Genomic DNA, 19204 nt, shown 5'->3' on the forward strand with positions numbered 1-19204 from the left:
CAGCCATCCAAGACAGAGAGCGATCATGCAAAACAAACCCACAACCCGACGTCAATTCATTGCCGATGCGCTGAAGCTCGCCGGCGCCACCGCGATCACGGGCATGCTGCCCGAAAGCATCGCGCGCGCGCAGGCCATTCCCGCTGCCACCGTCACCGGCACGATCCAGGACGTGAAGCACGTCGTGATCCTGATGCAGGAAAACCGCTCGTTCGACCACTACCTCGGCACGCTGGGCGGTGCACGCGGCTTCGGCGATCCGCGGCCGGTCGTGATTTCGAGCGGGTATCCGGTGTGGCGACAGCCCTGGATGCTGTCTTACGTGTTCCCGTTCAACCCGTCCCCGCCCTTCGGCACGGCGAACGGCGACACCTACTACGGCGACCTCGACCACAGCTGGAGCGGCACGCACAGCGCCTGGAACAACGGCCGCTACGACAACTGGGCCGGTGCAAAGACCAGCGGCACGATGTACTACTTCACGCAGAACGACATTCCGTTCTACTACGCGCTGGCGAGCGCGTTCACGGTGTGCGACGCTTACCACTGCTCGATGCTCGGCCCGACGGACCCGAACCGCCTGTATCTGTGGACCGGGTGCTGCGGCAACGTCACCGGCTATGCGCCGTACACGACCAACACGATGACGGGCACCGGCTGGACCACGATGCCGGAGCGCCTGAACACGGCGGGCGTGACGTGGAAGTTCTACCAGGACAAGGGCAACGGCCTGGATGCCGGTCATGGCTACGGCGAATACAACGGCTCGAAAAGCGATCTCTGGTGGAACGGCAATTACGGCGACAACGTCATCCTGAACTTCAAGCAGTACCAGAACCTCGGCGCCGGCGATCCGCTCGCGCCGGCGCTCAACGGCACGCAGATCGACCCGTCAGGCGGCGGCAAGGAATACGACACGAACCTCTTCAGCCAGCTGCGGGCCGACGTCGCCAACGGCACGCTGCCGCAGGTGTCGTGGATCGCCGCCCCCTACGCGTACTGCGAACATCCGTCGTGGGCCGCGAGCGGCGGCGAATGGTACGTGAGCAACGTCCTCAATGCGCTGACGTCGAATCCGGCGGTGTGGGCCAGCACGGTGCTGCTCGTCATGTACGACGAGAACGATGGCCTGTTCGATCACATGCCGCCGGCCGTCCCGGCCAGCGCCGCTGCCGGCACCGGGCAGTCGACGGTCTCGACGGCCGCAGAATTCGTCGCGAGCAGCGGCGCCGCATCGGACGGCTCGGCCAGCGGCGACGTGCCGATCGGGCTCGGCCCGCGCGTGCCGATGTTCGTGATCTCGCCGTGGTCGAAGGGCGGCAAAGTCAACTCGCAGGTGTTCGATCACACGTCGGTGATCCGCTTTCTGGAAGCGCGCTTCGGGCTGCAGGAAACCAACATCACGCCGTGGCGACGCACGGTGTGCGGCGACCTGACGTCGGCCTTCGATTTCTCGAACGCCGACCAGGCGGTTCCCGCGATCCAGCCGCCCGCGAGCAACATGAACCCGAACGGCCCGGCCGTCCCGATCCCCTACCCGACCACCACCGCGGTGCCGGCGCAGGCCACCGGCCGCAGCACGGCCTGCCGCCTGCCCTACGAGTTCTTCGTGCAAGGCAAGGTCAACCGCGCCGGCCGCGCGCTCGCGCTGACGATGACCAACACCGGCACCGCGGGCGTGCACCTGCAGGCATGGGTCGACGGCACGAGCACGATCCCCCGCCACTACACGATCGCGGCCGGCGCGAGCCCGTGCACGAACCTGTCGGATTCGCTCGCGCTGAACAGCGGCGGCGGCTACGACTATTCGGTCTACGGCCCGAACGGCTTCCTGCAGACGTTCCGCGGCAGCATCGGCTCGTCCGGCAACACGGGATCGACCGCCGAAATCAGCCTGTGCTACGACGTGGCGAACGGCAACGTGCAGATCACGCTCGACAATTCGGCGGGGACCAGCGCGACGACGTTCCAGCTCACCGACAACGCCTACGGGATGAACACGCGGCAGTCGTACACCGTCGCCGCCGGCGAGACGCAGGCCGTCACGTGGTACGGCGACGGCGGCTGGTACGACGCCAGCATCCGCGACGCGAACGATCCGAACTTCCTGCGCCGGGTGGCCGGCTGCGTGCAGACGCAATCCGGCACGCTGCTCACGGATTCGGCGATCGGCAATACCAGCAAGAAGTTCGTCGCGGCGCTCGCGGCGCAGGGCTCGACGTTCGGCACGTTGCGGTTCGACTACGTCGCGCCGCCGTGGAGCCACAGCCCGAAGAACTGGGTGGGCATCTTCGCGCATGGCGCGCAGCCGACCAAGGGCAGCTACAAGTCGTGGGCGTACCTGCCGAAGAACTGCGGCTCGCTGCTGTTCTCGTCCACGGCCAACAGTTCGCTGGCGTCGGGGCAGTACGATGCGTGGTTCCTATTCGACGACGGCTACACGCCGCTCGCGGGCCCCGTCACGATCAACATCTGACGGTACGGTCAGCCGGTGTCGGCCGCCCGCACGGGGCCGACACGCATTCGGGCGCGACGTACCCCGTCGCGCCCGAATGCTTTTCCGGCCACGCGGCACGCGCTAGACGAGCCGAGCGTCGTGGAACGCGCCGAACGGCCGTGCCGGATATCAGAACTTGTGACGCAGGCCGATCCGCGTGACGAACTGCGTGTTCGCGCCCGCGTTGCCGATGAACGATCCCGACGAGCCGATCTCGGCCTGCACCGGCACCACGCGGCCGTTGATCGTGTTGCTGCCCGACGCCTTCTGGTAGGCCGCGCTCACGTACACGTCCGTGCGCTTCGACAGCGCATAGTCGAGCGCGGCGTTGACCTGGTGCCACTTGCCGTCGAAGCGGCCGTCGAGCTTCGAGAACGTATAGCCGAGACCGCCGCTCAGGGCCGGCGTGAACGCATAGCGGCCGCCGATTTCGTAGTTGTTCAGCTTCGACGTCTCGCCCGACAGCGGCACGAACTTCGTGTGCGTCCAGTTCGCCCACACGAGGGCCGCCGCGATCGCATAGCGCGCGCCGACGCCGACCGTCTCGAGGTCGCGCAACCCTTGCGTGTTGAGGTTCGCGATGCTCACGCCGAACGCGGGCTGCGCGCCGTTCGGGAAACGGATGTTCGTGTACGCGGCGCCGATGCCGAACGGCCCTTGCGCGTAGTTCGCGCCGAAGCTGTACGCGCTCGACGAACCCTGCGAACCGTTCGCGCCGGTCGTGGTCGGCGTGCCCGCGAACTGCGTCGAGTTCGAGAAGCCGTACATCGCACCGAACGTGAGGCCCGCGAAGTTCGCGCTCTGGAACTTCACCGCGTTGTTGATACGGCTCGACGTCAGCTGGTCGAGATCGTTGATGTGATACGCGTAGTTGCCGGCGGGCGTCTGGCTGCCCATCGAATAGTTCGCGCCGATGTAGTCGGTCGAGAACGAGTACTGGCGGCCGAACGTCAGCGAGCCGATGCCGTTCTTCGACAGGCCGACGAATGCCTGCCGGCCGAAGATCGCACCGCCCTGGCCGATCGAGCCGTCGCCGCTGCTGAAGCCGTTCTCCAGCACGAACAGCGCCTTCAGCCCGCCGCCGAGATCCTCGGTGCCGCGGATGCCCCAGCGGCTGCCCGATGCGACGCCGTCACCGTACTTGACGAGCTTGTCGTGCCCGCCCGTCGTCGCGACCTTGTTCGAATACGTGATACCCGCATCGATCAACCCGTAGAGCGTGACGCTGCTTTGCGCGTGCGCGGCGGTGCCGAACATCCCGAGTGCGGCCGCGGCCACGATGGTCTTTTTCATGCTCACTTCCTTTTTGTTGTTGACGCGCGCGCCTGCGTCGCAGCGTGACGCGCGGCGTGTTGACGAAGAACCGGCTGATGAACGAGCGCAAGCCACCGGATCGCCGCACGCAGCACTACCTCATGCGCGTGCACGATGTTTCGTTTCGATGCCAGTGTGGGCTTGCGGAAGCGGCATGCCGTGGGGCGGCCGCTCGTGTTGCAGCGTCGACAAGCGCGCGCACCGGTTGCGCATGCCGCGACGACGCGTTGCTCCGGCGATGCAGGTCAGAATCTCTTCCGGCTTTCGTGGAGCGGGTGGACGACGTGGCGCCTGACGACGCCACGACCTTCGATATATTTCACGAAATATATCGAGTTGTCACGCAACCGTAAACAGTTATTCGGGTTCCTGTCGTCTTTCATCCACATGCGATCGACGGCCATGCGGATCGAAGACACGACACGCGACGGCCGTCATCGCAGCGATGCGAGTACAGGGCCACCGCCGAAATCCAGCATAATCGGGCGAGTGAACGAGCGCCTCGGCGAGCGCGCGAACCTCGCACACGTTTGCGCGTCCGTCAGGTTCGGCGCTCGACCTCATTCCGTCGCCTCGAACGCAGCCGGTCTGTGCCGGTCTCGCGCGCGGCGAATTGTGCAGGTGCATGAAAGCGAAGCCAGAACACACTCCATGCGGCGCATATCATGGCGCCGACAATCGCATCACGGACACCACCACGCATCCCGCAGAAGACAGGACACCGACACATGGACCGAGCCGAGCACATCAGCATCGAACAGACGAGCGGGCTGCCCGCCGACGAGCTGGACCGATGCGACTTCTCGTTCGACATCGCCTGGGAATTGAACGCGCCGTATCAGGACTTGCTCGATCTTCGCGCGCTGCCGACGCGGCGCAAGAATTACGGCTTCGATCCGGCTGGCTGGGCGGACGAGGCGTCCGGCAAGACGGCGCTCTTTCGCGCGACGGCCGGCGGCCGGCTCGCCGGGTTCGTGGCCATCGGCCAGAGCTGGAACGGGATGGCGGAGATCGCGGAGCTGGCCGTCGACCGCCCGTGCCGGCGGCAAGGCATCGGGCAGTTGCTGCTGGCGACCGCCGAATCGTGGGCGCGCGGCCACGGGTTCGGCTTCATGCGGCTGGAAACGCAGTCGAACAACGTCGCCGCGTGCAGCACGTATGCCCGCTCGGGCTTCGTGCTGGGCGGACACGATCGCCTGCTGTACGCGGACGACGAGAACGACGGCGAAGTGGCGCTGTTCTGGTACAAGGACCTGCGCGACGGGCAGACCGCGCGAATCCGCACGGTCGACCCGGAATCGGTGCGGCCAGTGCGCTGACGCACGGCCGCCCGCGTGTCATGGCCGAATCAGTGTCGCGTTACGCCCGCGTCGCGACGATGAACAGGCGCGGGAACGGCAGCAGCACGGTGCCGTCGGCGAGCGCCGGATAGCCGCCCGGGCCGGCGAGCGCATCGCGATACTGCGCGAGAAACGCCGCACGCTCGCCGTCGTCGAGCGCCGCGAGGAACGGCCGCAGCGCGCTGCCCTTGAACCACTCCACGACCGCGTCGGCACCGCCAAGCAGCGGGTGGTAGTAAGTCGTGCGCCATACGTCCACCCGCGAGCACAGCGGCGACAGCAGCGCGTGGTAGTCACGCGCATCGAACCGCTCGGTGCGCGCAGCCCCCTTCAGCTTGTCCGCCCACGGCCCGGCCGCGGCGACCTCGCGCATCAGCCGGTGCGCGGGTTCGTCGAGGTTGTCGGGCATCTGCACCGCAAGATGGCCGCCGGGCGCGAGCCGGCCGACAAGTGCCGGAAACAGCGTGTCGTGCGCGGGCACCCATTGCAGCACCGCATTCGCGAGAATCAGGTCATAGCCGCCCGGATCGTCCCAGGTGGAGATATCCACGACATCGAAACGCAGGTCCGGCAGGCGCGTGCGCGCGGCGTCGATCATGTCCGCCGATGCATCGATCCCGTGGACGGTTGCGTCCGGCGCACGCGCGATCAGCGCCTCGGTCGAATTGCCGGGCCCGCAGCCGATGTCGATCGCGGTATGGATCGGCGTGTTCGGCACGGCGGCCAGCAGGTCGCGGATCGGCCGCGTGCGTTCGTCCTCGAATTGCACGTACTGGGCCGCGTATCGGTCGAGTGGGGTCGTCATGTCGTTTCTCCTGGTCGGCGTGGTCGGCGTGGTCGGCGTTGCATTCGATGCGAACGGGATGCCGGTGGCCGTCGATGCACCGCATTCTGCGATCGTCACCGAGTTCAGTAAAATGAATTTAATTTCGTGATTGATTCAAATCTCTAATGAAAATCGACACGCTCGGTGTCCAGGCCTTCGTCGCCATCGCCGACGGCGGCAGCTTCCGGCAGGCGGCCGACACGCTGCACGTCACGCAGACAGCCATCACGCAGCGGCTGCGCAAGCTCGAAACCTTCCTCGGCGTCGCGCTCGTCGAGCGCACCACGCGCCGCACCACGCTCACCGAAATCGGCCGGCGTTTCCTGCCGCAAGCGCGCCGGCTGCTGAACGAGCTGTCCGATGCGCTCACCGAAATCCGCGAAACCGGCCTGAGCCAGCGCGGCGACGTCACCATCGCGTGCGTGCCGACGGTCGGCGTGCAATACCTGCCCCGCATCCTGCGCGCGTTCTCCGCGCACCGGCCGCACGATCGCGTGAAGATCCTCGATCATGCGTCGGCGTCGGTGCTGCAGGCCGTGTTGCATCGCGAGGCCGAGTTCGGCATCGGCATCGCCGGCGACCAGCATCCGGAGCTGGTCAACGTGCCGCTGACGAGCGACCCCTATGTGCTGGTGTGCCGCGACGATCATCCGCTCGCGAAGCGGCGGCGCATTCGCTGGGCCGCGCTGCAGCCGCATCCGCTGATCTTCGCCGGTGAAGTGAGCGGCAATCGCGGGCTGCTCGACGGCGCGCTGAAGACGAGCGGCGTGTCGCTGCATTCGTTCTACGAAGTGCAGCGCAGCTCGACGGCGCTCGGGCTCGTCGCGGAAGGGCTCGGCGCGGCCGTGGTGCCGAAGCTCGCGATCCAGAAGAACGCGTATCCGATGATCCGCACGATCGAGCTCGTCGAGCCGGCGGTGTCGCGCACGCTCGTGCTAGTCACGCGCAAGCGCGCGCAATTGTCGCCGGCCGCGCGTGCGTTGTACGACATGATCGTCGAACAGGCGACACCCTGACGACTGTGTAGGGGTGCGTCACGAAGCAGCGCCTTCGGGGTAGTATCGCCACACGCGGTCGCAACGGCCGGTGCCTATCCGGCGCCGCGCGCGTCATGCCACCGCTGCAACGGCCGTTCCTCCCCCCCCCTGCACGGAGCACCGCATGGCCTATCGCAACTACCACAAGCGCAAGATTGCAGACCGGGAACTTCATCCCGAAACCCAGATGATGTCGTACGGCTACGATCCGTTCCTGTCGGAAGGATCGGTGAAGCCGCCCGTGTTCCTCACGTCGACGTTCGCGTTCCGCACGGCCGAGGACGGCGCCGAATTCTTCGACGTCGTGGCCGGGCGCAAGCCTTCACCGGAAGGCGAAGGCGCGGGCCTCGTCTACAGCCGTTTCAATCACCCGAACCTGGAGATCGTCGAGGATCGCCTCGCCCTGCTCGACGATTCCGAAGCGGCCGTCGTGACGTCGAGCGGCATGTCGGCCATCGCCGCGATCCTGCTGACCTTCCTGCGGCCGGGCGACTGCGTCGTCCAGTCCGTGCCGCTTTACGGCGGCACCGAAACGCTGATCTCGAAGTTCCTGCCCGAGTGGGGCATTCGCTCGGAAGTGATCGCCGACGGGCTGTCCGCCCACGCGATCCGCGCCGCGCTCGAAGCGGCCGCGCAAAAGGGCCACGTGCGGATGTGCTACATCGAGACGCCCGCGAACCCGACCAACGCGCTGTTCGACCTCGAAGGGCTGCGCAGCGAGATCGACGCGTTCGAGGCGCGCCACGGCTATCGCCCGCTGTCGGTCTGCGACAACACGTTGCTCGGCCCGCTGTACCAGAAGCCGTCGCGGCAGGGCATCGACCTGAGCGTGTACTCGCTGACGAAGTACATCGGCGGGCATAGCGACCTCGTCGCCGGCGGCGTCACGGGCGCTCGTGCGCTGATCACGAAGATCCGCTCGGTCCGCAGCACGCTCGGCTCGCAGCTCGACCCGCATTCGTCGTGGATGATCACGCGCTCGATGGAAACGCTCGTGCTGCGCATGCAGCAGGCGGCACGCAGCGGCAGCGCCGTCGCCCGCTGGCTCGCCGACAATCCGCATCGGCCGGTGCGCGTGCTGCACCCCGAGCTCATCGACGATCCGGCCTACCAGGCTGTCTATCAACGCCAGTGCACCGGGCCGGGCTCGACGTTCGCGTTCATCCTCGACGGCGGCCGCGAGCAGGCGTTCCGGTTCATCAACCACCTGACGCTCTTCAAATCGGCGGTCAGTCTCGGCGGCACGGAGTCGCTGATCTGCCATCCGGCGTCGACCACGCATTCGGGCGTGCCGGCCGGCGCACGTGCGGCGGCGGGCGTGTCGGAAGGGTTGATTCGCGTGTCGGTCGGGCTCGAACATCCGGACGACCTGATCGCCGACCTGTCGTACGCGCTGGAGCATTGCTGACGCGGGGAAGGTGCGCCCCGTGGCGGTTCGCACGGGGCGGCTCCCGCGGGCCCGGGGCCGGCATTCGCCGCCTCGCCCGGATACCGGCGCTCGCGCGGCGCCACCTTACTTGCCGCGCGACACGAGCCTGCTGAACCGCCTCAAAGCACCTTCACCATGAACACGCGCGACGTCCCTTCCGGCTCGCACGGCACTTCGCCGAACGCTTCGTAGCCCTGCTTCCGGTAGAAATCCAGTGCCTGGAACGAGATCGTGTAGAGCACGGCACGCGCGCATCCCCGTCGTTTCGCCTCCGCCTCGGCCTCTCGCAGCAGCCGGCTGCCGAAGCCGCCGCCGCGCAGCGATTCGGGCAGGTAGAACAGATCGATGAAGAAGAGGCCGAGCGACGTGCGCCCCGTGAGGCCGCCGATGATCTCGCCGGTCGCGGGATCGGTGACGTACACGTCGAGCGTGGCCGCATCGGCGCGCCCCGTCATCGCGTGATTGAATTCGCCGAGCTTGCGGCTGATGAAGTCGTGTGCGGCCGGCTGTTCGGTGTCGGTGAGCCGGATGGAAACGTCGGGTTGCGTTGTCATGGGGCAGGTTCGGTCGAAGAGAGACACCGCCGGGCATGCAACGCCCCGCGCGGGAATCGTACGACTATAGCGCGGCGGCGGGCATGCCGTGCTGGCTCACCCGTCGCCTTCGTCACCCGTCGTCACGCATCACGTGGCCGGCCGCGTTCATGCCCTTGCCCCACCCCTGCCCTCACGCCACCGCGAACACCGCCTTCATGTCGGCGATGCGGCGCCGCTCACGCGCGATCATCATCCGGTTCACGACGATCACGCCGATCGTCACCGCCGTGATGAACAGCGTCGCCAGCGCGTTCATCTCCGGGTTCAGCCCCAGCCGCACGCGCGAGAACACCACCAGCGGCAGCGTCGTCGAGCCCGGCCCGGACAGGAACGCCGACAGCACCAGGTCGTCGATCGACAGCGTGAACGACAGCAGCCACCCCGACAGCAGCGCCTGCGAGATCAGCGGCAGCGTCACCACGAAGAACACCTTCAGCGGCGTCGCGCCCAAATCGAGCGCCGCTTCTTCCAGCGACTTGTTCATCTCCTTCACGCGCGACTGCACGATGATCGCCACGTACGACACGCACAGCATCACGTGGCCGATCCAGATCGTCACCATCCCGCGCCCCTTCGGCCAGCCGAACATCTGCTCCAGCGCAACGAACAGCAACAGCAGCGAGATGCCCTGGATCACTTCCGGGATCACCAGCGGCGCGTTGATCATCCCCGTGTACAGCGTGAAGCCCTTGAAGCGGCCGAAGCGCGCGAGCACGAAGCCCGCCCACGTGCCGATCACGACCGATGCGGTGGCCGTCAGCAGGCCGATCTTCAGCGACAGCCACGCGGCGCTCAGCAGCTCGTCGTCGTCCAGCAGCGCCGCGTACCACTTCAGCGAGAAGCCCGACCACACCGTCACCAGCTTCGACTCGTTGAACGAGTACACGACCAGGCTGATGATCGGGATGTACAGGAACAGGAAGCCGAAGGCGAGGACGCCCGTCGACAGCGGTTTGCTCGGCTTGATCATTTCGCGTCCTCCAGTTCCTTGACCTGGTAGTACTGGAACAGCGCCATCGGCACCAGCAGCAGCAGCACCATCGCGACCGTCACCGCGGACGCCATCGGCCAGTCCATGTTGTTGAAGAATTCATCCCACATCACGCGGCCGATCATCAGCGTGTCGGCGCCGCCGAGCAGCTCCGGAATCACGTACTCGCCGACTGCCGGGATGAACACCAGCAGGCTGCCGGCGATGATCCCGTTCTTCGACAGCGGCAGCGTGATCCGCGTGAACGCGACCCACGGTTTCGCGCCGAGGTCGTACGCGGCTTCGAGCAGCGTGAGGTCCATCTTCACGAGGTGCGCGTACAGCGGCATCACCATGAACGGCAGGTACGAATAGACCATCCCGATGTAGACGCCCGCATCGCTGTGATAGAGGCGCAGCGGCGTATGGATGATGCCGAGCGCGATCAGCGTGTGGTTCAAGAGGCCGTCGTCCTTCAGGATGCCGATCCATGCGTACACGCGGATCAGGAACGACGTCCAGAACGGCAGCATCACGGCCATCATCAGCACGTTGCGGCGGTTCGGTTCGGAGCGCGCGATGTAGTACGCCATCGGATAGCCGATCAGCAAACACAGCACCGTCGACACGGCGGCCATCTTCAGCGAGCTGAGGTAGGTCGCGATGTACAGGTCGTCCTGCAGCAGGAACGCGTAGTGCGACAGCTGCAGCGCGAAGTGCACGACGCCGTCCTTGATCTCGACGAGCGACGTGTACGGCGGAATGCCCATCACCTGGTCGGCGAAGCTGATCTTCAGCACCAGCACGAACGGCAGCGCGAAGAACACGGCAAGCCATACGAACGGCACGCCGATCGCGACGCTGCGGCCCGACGGCAGGAAACGCGACAGCGCAGCAAAGCGGCCCGGGCGGGCGCGGCCGGTGCCGGCGCTCGCGGCGCCGGTCGGCACCGGCGCGGACGGATTGGAGGCGGAGGTTCTCATCGTGGCGTCCTCACTGCGTCAGCACGACGCCGCTGGCCGGCGACCACGACACGAACACGTCGTCGTTCCACGCCGGTGCGTTCTCGTTCATCAGGTGCGAGCTCGACAGGTTCGACACGACCGTCTTGCCGCTCGGCAAGCGCACGTGGTACAGCGAGTAGCTGCCCATGTACGCGATGTCGGTCACGACGCCGCGCGCCCAGTTGTGTTTCGAGCCCGGCTTCTCGCGCGACACGTGAATGCGTTCCGGGCGCACCGAGATGCCGACCGGCATGCCGAGCGGGCCCGTGACGCCGTGGCTCACGTACATGCGGGCTTCGAGGTCGTCGCTTTCGACGAAAATGTGATCGGGCTCGTCTTCGACCACGCGCCCTTCGAACAGGTTGGTCGAGCCGATGAATTCGGCCGAGAAGCGGCTGTTCGGAAACTCGTACACCTCGCCCGGCGCGCCGATCTGCACGATCTTGCCTTCGCTCATCACCGCGAGGCGGCTCGCCATCGTCATCGCCTCTTCCTGGTCGTGCGTGACCATCACGCAGGTCACGTCGACCTTCTCGATGATGTTCACGAGTTCGAGCTGGGTTTTCTGGCGGATCTTCTTGTCGAGCGCGGACATCGGCTCGTCGAGCAGCAGCAGCTTCGGGCGCTTGACCAGCGAGCGCGCGAGCGCGACACGCTGCTGCTGGCCGCCGGAGAGCTGATGCGGCTTGCGCTGCGCGTACTTGCTCATCTGCACGAGCGCGAGCGCGTCGGCCACGCGCTCCTTGATCTCGTGCTTCGGCGTGCCTTCCTGCTTCAGGCCGAACGCGACGTTCGATTCGACCGTCATGTGCGGGAACAGCGCGTACGACTGGAACATCATGTTCACCGGCCGGCGGTACGGCGGTAGCGACGCGAGGTCCTCGCCGTCGACGAAGATCTTGCCGGAGGTGGCCGTCTCGAGGCCCGCGAGCATGCGCAGCAACGTCGACTTGCCGCAGCCCGAGCTGCCGAGCAGCGCGAACAGCTCGTTCTTCGCGATCGTCAGGTTCACGTTGTCGACGGCGGTGCTGTCGCCGAATTTCTTCACGACGTTTTCGATGCGCACGAACGTGGCGTTCGGCTTGAGCATGTCCGTCGTCGGGCGATGCATCGCATCAGGTGTACTGAATGAATCCCGTTTCATGATGGTCCGTTGTAAGCAGGTAAGCGAATCTCAGGCGTCAGGCGCGAACGGCTGGGCAGCCGCACGGTGCTGGCGGAGAGGAATCGAGCGATTCCTCGTCCGGAACGTATGGCGCAACGAAACAGGGGTGGGGAAACGCACGGCGATCGGCGGCCATCCGTGGCGACCGACCGAGGTCGCTGCGCAGGCTGACATGAAGATTTCATCGGTTTTCATCGGGCTTTCCGCACGTTTCTTTCGTCTCCAGTGCGAATTTTTAAACCCGTCAAAAAGCTTTTGGATCGCGGATTTCGGTTCCGGACATTGAACGGGATCGATGTTTGGCGAGGCAGGAAAACGGGGGCACGAGCCGGCCCCGTGCGGCAGTGCGGGTGCCCGGCGGCACGGGCGCCGTCGGGTGGAACGGAGGGTGGGGAAAACGAGCAGCCGGGCGGCTGCCGGGCGCTGCCGGTGCGCCGCGCGGGTCACGTCACTTCGCGTTCAGTTCCTTCCAGCGCCGGTAGACGTTGATCGCATCGCCGTGCTTCTGCTGCACCATCGGCAACCGGCGCTCGTCGATCGGCTTCGCATATTCGGCGTAGAACGTGTCGAGCTCGAAATACTTGCGGTCGTCGCGGTAGAACGGCGCGTAGTCCTCGCGCGTCGTGATGTAGACCACGCGCTTCGGGCTGCAGTAGTACAGCGAACCGAGGCACATCGGGCACGGGCTCGCGAGAATGTAGATCTCGCAGTCGCTCAGGTGCTCGGTGCCGAGCGTGCGGCACGCATCGCGCACCGCGAGGATCTCGGCGTGCGCGGTCGGGTCGCTGGTTTGCGCGACGAGGTTCGGGCTTTCCGCGACGATCTCGCCGTCGCGGACGATCACCGTCGCGAACGGGCGGCCGCCCTCTTCCACGTTCTTCATCGCAAGGTCGATCGTGCGTTTCACAAAATCCATGGCTGCGTCCTCGTTGAAACGGAATGGCGGGAACGTGCGCCGGCCGGCGGCCCACGCACGTCGGGCGGGAACCTGCGCGGCACCGCTGCCGCGGCGCCGCGCCGGCGTCAGAACGGCTTGGTCGGCAGGTACTTGCCGTCGAGCGTGATCACCGCGCGCGAACCGCCTTCGGGATCGTCGACCTTCTTCACGTCGAGCCGGAAATTGATCGCGCTGATGATGCCGTCGCCGAACTTCTCGTGGACCAGCGCCTTCAGCGTCGTGCCGTACACCTGCAGCATTTCGTAGAACCGGTAGATGGTCGGGTCGGTCGGCACGCGATCGTCGATGCTGCCGCGCAGCGGGATCATCTGCAGCAGCAGCACCGCATCGTCGTCGAGGCCGAGCTTGTCGGCAACGCTGCGTGCGGCTTGCGCCGGCAGCGCGTGCTGGCCGAGCAGCGCGGCCGTCACGAACGCTTCGCTCAGGCCCGTGCCTTCGGTGAGCTGCGCGAACGACAGGTTCTTGCGCGCCTTCGCGAGCACGATGGTTTCGGCAAGTGCGTGGCGGGCGGTCTGGCTGTGCTGGGACTGGATCATGGCAATTCCTCGTGGTGGGTGGGAGCAATCCGGATTCAGGCCGCGACGGCAAGCGTCGCGGGCGTGGCGCGGACCTCGGGGTGGTCCGCCAGGGAGACGAACCGGCCGGTTGCGCCGTCGTAGGCGTCGATGCAGCCCGATTCGATGTCGTAGACCCAGCCGTGCAGCGCGAGGCGCCCTTCTTCGAGCGCGAGCCGCACGGCAGGGTGCGTCTTCAGGTTCGCCAGTTGCGCGACGACGTTCTCGCGCACCATCGAGTCGATCCGCTCGCGTTCGCTGCGATGCGTGCGCGCCTCGTTCACGACGCGCGCCGAATCGGCGTAGCGCAGCCAGTGGCCGACGGCCGGCATGTGATCCATGCACTGGCAGGTGGCGATCGCGGTCATCGCGCCGCAATCGGAATGGCCGCAGATCACGACGTCGGTCACGCGCAGCGCGGCCACCGCGTATTCGACCGACGCCGATACGCCGCCCGGCTCGGGGCCGTACGACGGCACGATGTTGCCGGCATTGCGGATCACGAACAGGTCGCCCGGTTCGCGCTGCGTGACGAGTTCGGGCACGAGCCGGCTGTCCGAGCACGAAATGAACAGCGCCCGCGGGTTCTGGCTGCGCGCGAGATCGCGGAACAGTGCGGCGCGCTCCGGATAGGCGTCGCGCTGGAACTTCAGGAAGCCTTCGATGATGTCCTTCATCGTGTGTTCTCCGGGGCAGGTGGAATCGATGAAGGGCAGGTTACGCCGGACTTCCAATAACGTAAAAGACTGATTTATGATCTACCCGATAAGCAGGACTTATAGGAACCGCCATGCTGCTGCGCCATATCCACTACTTCCTCGCCGTCGCCGAGCACCGCAGCTTCACGCGCGCGGCCGCCGCGCTGCACGTGTCGCAGCCCGCGCTGTCCCAGCAGATCCGCCAGCTCGAGGAGACGCTCGGCGCGCAGCTGTTCGACCGCACCGGGCGCGTGACGCGGCTGACCGACGCCGGCGACGTGTATTTCCGCTATGCGCGGCAGGCGCTGCACGATCTCGCGGAAGGCCGGCGCGCGATTCACGACGTGCAGGACCTGAGCCGCGGCTCGCTGCGGATCGCGGTCACGCCGACCTTCACGAGCTATCTCGTCGGGCCGCTCGTCGAGGCGTTTCACGGCCGCTATCCGGATGTGTCGCTGTCGGTGCGCGAGATGTCGCAGGAGCGCATCGAGGCGCTGCTCGTCGACGACGAGCTCGATGTCGGCATCGCGTTCGAGGACGTGCAGACGGCGGATATCGAAGCGCACACGCTGCTGGTCGAAACGCTCGCGCTCGTCGTGAACCGCAAGCACTCGCTCGCCGGGAAACGCAAGGCCGGCCTGCGCGCGCTGCACGATGCGTCGCTCGTGCTGCTCACGGCCGAGTTCGCGACACGCGTGCAGATCGACCGCTATTTCCGCGAGCACGACGTGCGGCCGCGCGTGTTGATGGAAGCGAATTCACTGGGGGCGGTGATCGAGATCGTGCGCCGCACGAACCTGGCGACGCTGCTGCCGGCGACGATCGCGACCGGGCACGACGATCTCGCTGCCGTCGCGCTCGATCCGGCCGTCCTGCGGCGCACGGCCGTGCTGCTGCAGCGCAAGGGGGCGTACCGAAGCGCGGCCGCGCGCGCGTTCGTCGAACTGGCGCTGGCGCAGCAGGCGGGGAAAGGGGGAAAAGGAAAGTGAACCGCGCCCGGCACGTCTCGAGACGTGCCGGGTCATGAAGGCCGGCGTTGCCCCGTACCGGGGCATGCCATCGCGTCAGTTGTACCCGAGAATCGCCACCGCCGCGACGTCCGGCCGATCGATCGTATTCCCGACGAGCGACGTCATCGGCTCCTGCAGCACGGCCTGATACGACGTCACGCGCGGCTCGTCCGGCGCGCCCGGCTCACCCGGTGCCGGTTCGTCGAACGCGGCATCGAAACCGCTGTAAAAGCCCGCTTGTGTCTGCGAAAAAGTCATCTCCATTCCTTTCATTGATTGTGTTTTAGATGTTCTAACCAGCCTGCTTCAACGCCGCCGCATGCACCGGCGCGCCGTCATGCGCAGCCTCCGATCGCGCCAGCTGCGCGCGCGTGCGCCGCGTGATGTGAATCACCGCGAACACGACCGGCGCGATCAGCAGGCCTTCCGCCAGCTCGGGATCGACCGGCAGGTTCATCACGTGCAGCGCCTTGAACGCCGCCGTCGCCAGCGACAGCACGTAGTACGAAATGGCCGCCACCGACAGCCCTTCGACCGCGTGCTGCAAGTGAAGCTGATTGCGCGCGGTGCGCTCCATGCCCGCCAGCAGGCGCGTCACGTCCTTTTCCTGGGCAAGGTTCACGCGCGTGCGCAGCAGGTCGACCGCCCGCGCGATCCGCGCAGCGATCTGCTCGTGGCGCGCCCATACGCTGCGGCAGGTTTCCATCGCCGGCGCGAAGCGGCGCTCCATGAATTCGGCGATCGTCGGCATCCCTTCGATGCGCTCCTCGCGCAGCTCGTGGATGCGCGCCAGCACGAGCTTTTCGTACGCCCGCGACGCGCTGAAACGTGCGCCCGATCCCGACAGCGATTCGACCCGCACCGCGAGATGCGTGAGCTTGACGAGCAGCGCCGTGTCGTCGCCGTCCGCGCCGCTCGCGTCCATCCGCTGCATCAGCGCGTGCAGCGCCGCGTGGATCTCGTCGAGCTCGCGGCTCATCCGGCGCGCGACGGGCAACGCGAGCAGCGCCATCATCCGGTAGGTTTCGATTTCATGCAGGCGCTGCAGCAGCCGGCCGCCCTGCTCCTCGCGGAAATCCTCGTCGACCACGAGAAAGCGCATGAAGCCGTCGTCGCGCACGTGCCAGTCGCAGAACACCTTGCCGCCGCCGAGCACGTTGCTGCCGACGAGCGCGGGCCCGTCGATCCAGCGGCGCAGGTCGCCGCACACGAGCCGCGCGGCGTCGCCCGACAGCAACTCCATGCGCACCGCGACGAAGCGGATGCCGGCCAGCCGCGCGAACCACGCGGCCGGAATGCCTTCGATCGCGAGATCGTCGAAATAGCCGGTGTCGCGACGCGGCGCGACGAACGTGAAGGTCGAGAATTCGGTGTGACGTTCCCACTTCAGGTGCCAGCCGCTCGGCGACTGCACTGCGTAGTGTGTCGCGCCTTCGTGCGGCGCGGCGATGCCGGTGTCGCGGCACAGCGCGTGCAGCAGCGTTTCGTGGATGTCGGACTGGCCGTCCGCGTAGATCGCGTAATGCGTGAGCGACACGGCTTCGGCGAGCCGCAGGAACGGCCGGGCATGCAATTCCGCGGCCAGTGCGGCGCGCAACGGATGGTCCATCATCGAGACACCACGCTTTCCTGTTCAGTGCTGCACGCCGGCTCGGCCGGCCCGAACGCCACGCCACCCTCGGGCGAAACGTCAGCGTGATCGCACTATGGCAGACACACAGCAACAATAAAAACGCATAATGCTGATCGTTACGTTCAGTTTTCCTTATACCTATGAAGATGCTCGATCACGACGTGCTGGCCACCGTCGTCGCCGTCGCGGAAACCGGCAACATGACCCGCGCCGCCGAGGCCGTGAACCGCTCGCAGTCGGCCGTGAGCATGCAGATCAAGAGCCTGGAAGACGCGATCGGCCGGCCGCTGTTCGTGCGCAAGCCGCGCAGCATCGTGCTGACGCGCGAAGGCGAGGTGCTGCTGGGATTCGCCAGACGAATGCTGGCGCTGCGCGACGAGGCGTGGGCGGCCGTGGTGCGGCCGGAAGTGACCGGCAAGGTCGTGATCGGCGTGCCGGACGACTATGCGTCGTCGCTGCTGCCGTCGGTCCTGAAGAAATTCTCGGCAACCTACCCGAAGGTCGAGATCCAGGTGATGGGACTGCCGAGCAGCGCGCTCGCGCCGCTGATCAAGGACGGCACCGTCGATCTCGTGTGCGGCACCCGCATCAAGGGGTTGTCCGGCGACTTCATCCGCCACGAGCCGATGGCGTGGGCCGCGATGACGAACGGGCCGCGCGTGTGGGAAGAACGGCCGCTGCCGATCGCGGTGTTCATGCCGGGCAGCGTCGCGCGCGAGAACGCGATCCGCAGCCTGGAACGCGCGAAGGTGCCGTACCGCACCTCCTATGAAAGCCCGAGCCTGCTCGGGCTGCTCAGCATGGTCGAGGCCGGCCTGGCCGTCGCGCCGCTCGCGCGCTGCGCGATTCCCGCGCAGCTGTCGATGCTCGGCCGCTCGCACGGGCTGCCCGACCTGCCGCCGCTCGAGCTGATCCTCGCGCGCAGCACCAAGTCGAAGCGGCCGCCGTGCGACTTTCTCGCGGAACAGCTGATGGAAGACCTGCAGCGGCAGACCGGGCAGACCGGCGAAGCCTGATCAGCGCGTCGCGCCGAACCCGGCCGCGCCCAGCGCCGCGTTGACGTTCGCGGCGACCGTATCGACGAGCGCCTCGAGCGTATCGCCGCGCACGTGCCGGTGTTCCGGCGCGACGTGCTCCTTGCGTTGCCAGCCCCACTGCGCGCCCGACGCGACCGACAGCGTCGCGCCGAACACGTTGCCGTGGCGGAGGCCGAAGGTGCTCACGCACCGCCCGGCCACATAGTCCTGTTCGGGCAAATAAAGCCGGATCTCGACCGCGACCTGGTCGCGATCGTTGACGCGCGCGGCCGGGCTGACCGTCGACGCGAACGTCTTGCCGATCCGCCAGGTCACGCAGGTTTCCCACGCCGCGAGCGGCCCGCCGGCCGCGTCGACCCGTTCGGTGTCGACCGACCACTGATGCCGGTCGGGCACGACGATCGCCTGGTGCAGCAGCACTTCGGCCACGCGCACCGTCGTCACGAGCTGACGCGCGAGCTGCTGGCCCGACGGCAACGACGCCGTCCGTACGCGGCGGCTCTCCGGCCGCGCGACAGGTACTGCTTCCATGAGGTGCATGACCCCTCCGTATTCAGGATCGGCGCCGCGCACGCGGTGTCGCGCGCGTGTCCGCCGTCGGTCGACGGACAGCACGGCGACCGGCAATCGGCAATCGGGCGGCGCATCGGACCAGCCACCCACGAGCGAGCAATAACCGTTCCCCGACTTACCGCGCGTTCGGCCCGATGCGCAGGCGGCGGGCAACCGGCCCGATCACCGCATCGGCCTGCTGCGCGATCAGCATGTGCAGCGTGAAATCCAGGTCTTCCGGCGCGATGTCGAAGTGCACGTGAACCACGTCGCGCACGGCACGCGCGCTGACGACGTACACGCCGAGCGGGGAATGCAGCAGCGCCGCGAGGCGCGCGTGCGCGTGCTCGCCGGAGTCGGCCGTCAGCGTGACGGGCAACTGCAGGCGCGGGCGCGGCGGCGGGAACGGAATGACGTTGTCGGGTGCGCCGGCGCGCAACGGGCGGCCGGCGACATGGAAAGCGGGAACGGGGTGAATGAAGGTCATGGAGCGGACGGAAGCCGTCTCGGCTGTTCGACACATCCCCAGCTTAGAAGAGACGACATAAACGTCGTGCAAAAAAACGCTGCGGCAGTGCAAAAAA

At 66.9% G+C, this 19204-nt stretch carries 21 protein-coding genes; 8 read left to right on the forward strand and 13 right to left on the reverse strand.

The genetic code is table 11. From position 1 onward, the window contains the following. The first annotated feature begins 25 nt into the window (after positions 1-25). Positions 26-2476, forward strand: coding sequence for a phosphocholine-specific phospholipase C (locus CFB45_RS28735; protein WP_089428454.1), 2451 nt, complete (start codon positions 26-28; stop codon positions 2474-2476). Positions 2477-2626: 150 nt separating this feature from the next. Here the strand turns inward: CFB45_RS28735 and CFB45_RS28740 are convergent, their stop codons facing one another. After that, on the reverse strand, positions 2627-3790 hold the full coding sequence (locus tag CFB45_RS28740) for a porin (RefSeq protein WP_089428455.1): 1164 nt from the start codon (positions 3788-3790) through the stop codon (positions 2627-2629). Between the two features lie 749 nt (positions 3791-4539). On the opposite strand from CFB45_RS28740, the gene CFB45_RS28745 reads away from it, so the two are divergent. Further along, complete coding sequence (locus CFB45_RS28745; RefSeq protein WP_089428456.1) at positions 4540-5130, forward strand: GNAT family N-acetyltransferase; 591 nt, start codon at positions 4540-4542, stop codon at positions 5128-5130. A gap of 40 nt (positions 5131-5170) precedes the next feature. Here the strand turns inward: CFB45_RS28745 and tam are convergent, their stop codons facing one another. Beyond that, positions 5171-5956 carry a trans-aconitate 2-methyltransferase gene (tam, locus tag CFB45_RS28750; protein WP_089428457.1) on the reverse strand — a complete coding sequence of 262 codons (786 nt, stop codon included), beginning with the start codon at positions 5954-5956 and terminating at the stop codon, positions 5171-5173. Here tam and CFB45_RS39610 point away from each other — a divergent pair. From CFB45_RS39610 to CFB45_RS28760, 3 genes are all read left to right on the forward strand, one after another. Next, positions 5955-6086, forward strand: coding sequence for a hypothetical protein (locus CFB45_RS39610; RefSeq protein ID WP_256978391.1), 132 nt, complete (start codon positions 5955-5957; stop codon positions 6084-6086). The two genes, tam and CFB45_RS39610, sit on opposite strands and share 2 nt — an antisense overlap. Positions 6087-6102: 16 nt before the next feature. Then, the gene (locus CFB45_RS28755) at positions 6103-6993 is read left to right on the forward strand and encodes a LysR family transcriptional regulator (protein ID WP_089428458.1); all 891 of its coding nucleotides are present in this window, start codon (positions 6103-6105) and stop codon (positions 6991-6993) included. A 145-nt stretch (positions 6994-7138) separates the two neighbouring features. Then, positions 7139-8422: a cystathionine gamma-synthase family protein gene (locus CFB45_RS28760; RefSeq protein ID WP_089428459.1), complete on the forward strand. Its 1284-nt coding sequence runs from the start codon at positions 7139-7141 to the stop codon at positions 8420-8422. Between the two features lie 140 nt (positions 8423-8562). Here CFB45_RS28760 and CFB45_RS28765 read toward each other — a convergent pair whose 3' ends face one another. The 4 genes from CFB45_RS28765 to CFB45_RS28780 all read right to left on the reverse strand — a co-directional run bounded on the left by CFB45_RS28765 (position 8563) and on the right by CFB45_RS28780 (position 12124). Beyond that, entirely contained in the window at positions 8563-8997 is a 435-nt protein-coding gene (locus tag CFB45_RS28765) for a GNAT family N-acetyltransferase (protein ID WP_089428460.1), read from the reverse strand. 172 nt (positions 8998-9169) lie between these two features. Then, the gene (locus CFB45_RS28770; RefSeq protein WP_089428461.1) at positions 9170-10009 is read right to left on the reverse strand and encodes an ABC transporter permease subunit; all 840 of its coding nucleotides are present in this window, start codon (positions 10007-10009) and stop codon (positions 9170-9172) included. Beyond that, positions 10006-10992, reverse strand: coding sequence for an ABC transporter permease subunit (locus CFB45_RS28775; RefSeq protein WP_089426498.1), 987 nt, complete (start codon positions 10990-10992; stop codon positions 10006-10008). The genes CFB45_RS28770 and CFB45_RS28775 overlap by 4 nt, the downstream gene beginning before the upstream one ends. A 10-nt stretch (positions 10993-11002) precedes the next feature. After that, on the reverse strand, positions 11003-12124 hold the full coding sequence (locus CFB45_RS28780) for an ABC transporter ATP-binding protein (RefSeq protein ID WP_256978446.1): 1122 nt from the start codon (positions 12122-12124) through the stop codon (positions 11003-11005). On the opposite strand from CFB45_RS28780, the gene CFB45_RS39170 reads away from it, so the two are divergent. Further along, complete coding sequence (locus CFB45_RS39170) at positions 12072-12464, forward strand: hypothetical protein (protein WP_179255078.1); 393 nt, start codon at positions 12072-12074, stop codon at positions 12462-12464. The two genes, CFB45_RS28780 and CFB45_RS39170, sit on opposite strands and share 53 nt — an antisense overlap. Before the next feature lie 162 nt (positions 12465-12626). On the opposite strand, the gene CFB45_RS28785 is transcribed toward CFB45_RS39170, so the two are convergent. The 3 genes from CFB45_RS28785 to CFB45_RS28795 form a co-directional block, all read right to left on the reverse strand. Further along, entirely contained in the window at positions 12627-13094 is a 468-nt protein-coding gene (locus CFB45_RS28785; protein WP_089428463.1) for a nucleoside deaminase, read from the reverse strand. Between the two features lie 107 nt (positions 13095-13201). Further along, positions 13202-13672, reverse strand: coding sequence for a cyanase (gene cynS / locus CFB45_RS28790; protein WP_089428464.1), 471 nt, complete (start codon positions 13670-13672; stop codon positions 13202-13204). 35 nt (positions 13673-13707) lie between these two features. After that, the gene (locus CFB45_RS28795; protein ID WP_089428465.1) at positions 13708-14367 is read right to left on the reverse strand and encodes a carbonic anhydrase; all 660 of its coding nucleotides are present in this window, start codon (positions 14365-14367) and stop codon (positions 13708-13710) included. 113 nt (positions 14368-14480) lie between these two features. On the opposite strand from CFB45_RS28795, the gene cynR reads away from it, so the two are divergent. Beyond that, positions 14481-15377 (forward strand): transcriptional regulator CynR, encoded by an 897-nt coding sequence (gene cynR / locus CFB45_RS28800; protein ID WP_089428466.1) that lies wholly within the window; start codon positions 14481-14483, stop codon positions 15375-15377. A gap of 75 nt (positions 15378-15452) precedes the next feature. Here the strand turns inward: cynR and CFB45_RS28805 are convergent, their stop codons facing one another. Next, a complete protein-coding gene (locus CFB45_RS28805) occupies positions 15453-15656 on the reverse strand; it encodes a hypothetical protein (protein ID WP_089429190.1) in 204 nt (67 codons plus the stop codon). A 34-nt stretch (positions 15657-15690) separates the two neighbouring features. Next, the gene (locus CFB45_RS28810; protein ID WP_089428467.1) at positions 15691-17010 is read right to left on the reverse strand and encodes a DUF3422 family protein; all 1320 of its coding nucleotides are present in this window, start codon (positions 17008-17010) and stop codon (positions 15691-15693) included. 161 nt (positions 17011-17171) lie between these two features. On the opposite strand from CFB45_RS28810, the gene CFB45_RS28815 reads away from it, so the two are divergent. Next, positions 17172-18047, forward strand: a complete 876-nt coding sequence (locus tag CFB45_RS28815; RefSeq protein WP_089428468.1) for a LysR family transcriptional regulator — start codon at positions 17172-17174, stop codon at positions 18045-18047. On the opposite strand, the gene CFB45_RS28820 is transcribed toward CFB45_RS28815, so the two are convergent. Together CFB45_RS28820 and CFB45_RS28825 are read right to left on the reverse strand one after the other, a co-directional pair. Further along, positions 18048-18608, reverse strand: coding sequence for a hypothetical protein (locus tag CFB45_RS28820; protein WP_089428469.1), 561 nt, complete (start codon positions 18606-18608; stop codon positions 18048-18050). 148 nt (positions 18609-18756) lie between these two features. Then, complete coding sequence (locus CFB45_RS28825; protein ID WP_089428470.1) at positions 18757-19107, reverse strand: hypothetical protein; 351 nt, start codon at positions 19105-19107, stop codon at positions 18757-18759. Positions 19108-19204 lie beyond the last annotated feature (97 nt).

Origin of the sequence: Burkholderia sp. HI2500 (assembly GCF_002223055.1) — a bacterium.
Classification (GTDB): Bacteria; Pseudomonadota; Gammaproteobacteria; order Burkholderiales; family Burkholderiaceae; genus Burkholderia.